The organism is Amycolatopsis minnesotensis (assembly GCF_039529815.1).
GTDB classification, from domain to species: Bacteria; Actinomycetota; Actinomycetes; order Mycobacteriales; family Pseudonocardiaceae; genus Amycolatopsis; species Amycolatopsis minnesotensis.
This window is the reverse complement of the sequence record NZ_BAAANN010000117.1, coordinates 1-1,695: the sequence shown is the minus strand read 5'-3', so window position 1 is coordinate 1,695 and position 1,695 is coordinate 1. Positions and strand designations below refer to the sequence as shown.

Here is a 1,695-nt window from a genome sequence, read left to right as displayed (position 1 = left end):
ACGAGAACCTGCGGCACGAGGTGCTGTTCGACCCGGTGGTGCGGGACCTGCTGGAACGCGACTTCGACGCGTTCGTCGAGATCAGCCCGCACCCCGTGCTGACCTACGGGCTCGAGGAAACCGTCGAGGACACCGGCGCGGACGCGGTGGTGCTCTCCACGCTGCGCCGGGATTCCGGTTCCCTGACCGATTTCTTCACCGCACTGGCCACGGCCCAGGTGCACGGCGTCGACCTCGACGGCGACGCCCTGTACCCCGGCGCCCCCGACCGGCACTACGCCCTGCCCACCTACCCGTTCCAGCACCGCCACTACTGGCCGCGCCGGTCCGGTGCCGCGGCGGGCAACGCGGAGCTGGCCGGGCTGCGCACCACGGCACACCCGCTGGTGTCCACTGTGGTCGAACTGCCGAACTCCGACAGCGTCCTGCTCAGCGGCCGGGTCTCGCTCGAAGAATGCCCGTGGCTGGCCGATCACGCGGTGCTGGGCACCGTGCTGCTGCCGGGCACCGCGTTCGTCGAACTCGCCGCCACCGCGGCCGGGCACACCGGCTGCGACCGCGTCGACGAGCTGACCCTCGCCGTTCCGCTGATCCTTCAGCAGGGCGTCGCGATGCGGGTGCAGGTCGTGGTCGAGGCACCGGACGCCGACGGCGCCCGGCCGGTGAAGGTGTTCTCGCTCGCCGAGGACGCCGCCGAAGGCGAACCCTGGACCCTGCACGCCAGCGGCCTGGTCAGCGCTTCCGGAACCGCACCCGTCGCGGGCACCGCGTTCGAGCAGTGGCCGCCGTCCGGGGCCGGCGAAATCGACGTGCCCGCGCTCTACCAGCGGATCAGTGCGATCGGTGTGGACTACGGCCCGGCGTTCCGCGGTACCGAGCGCGCTTGGCGCCGCGGCGACGAGTTCTTCGCCGAGATCGCCCTGCCGGTCGAGGACGCGGCGGGGGCGAGCCTGTTCCGGCTGCACCCGGCGCTGTTCGACGCGGGTATGCACCCGCTCGTCGCACCGGAGGGCACCGGCGGTGACGGCGCCGCCGCGCTGCCGTTCACCTGGGCGGGTGTGCGGCTGCCGAGTGCCGGGCGCGCCGCGGCCAGGGTGCACGCGGTCGCCTCGCCCGGCTTCATCACGCTGACCATCGCCGATGCCGACGGCACGGTGCTGGCCGAGGTCGAGCGCCTGGTGTCGCGTCCCGTCGCGGTCGACCAGCTTTCCGCGGGCAGGCGCGCCGCCGCCGTCTCGCCGCTGACCGTCGACTGGCTTCCGCTCGACCAGGAGGCTCCTGCCGAAGCGGTGCCCTTCCGGGTGGAGACCGTCGGCCGGACGGACAGCGCACGGGACGCGGTCGCCAGTGTGCTGGCCTCGATCCAGGACTGGCTGGCCACGGACGGCGAAGCCGATTCCGCCGAGCGGTTCGTGGTGGTGACCGGAAACGCGCAGGCGGTGAACTCCGGCGAGTCGCCCGATCCCGCCGCCGCGGCGGTGTGGGGCCTGGTGCGCTCGGCGCAGACCGAGCACCCGGACCGCTTCGTGCTGCTCGACGTCGATGCCGAACTGTCCGATGTGGACGACGTGGTGTCCGCGGCGGTCGCCGCCGGTGAACCGCAGGTGGCGGTGCGCGGTGGTGTGGTGCTGGTGCCGAGGGTGGTGGTGGACGAGTCCGCTGTGGTGGAGCCGGCCGGGTTTGGCTGTGATGGGA

The 1,695-nt window shown here is 73.1% G+C and carries 1 protein-coding gene; it reads left to right on the top strand.

The window, feature by feature from the left end; genetic code table 11:
* The coding region (locus ABD256_RS44065) for a polyketide synthase dehydratase domain-containing protein (protein ID WP_344432379.1) at positions 1-1,695 on the top strand (1,695 nt) is incomplete at both ends.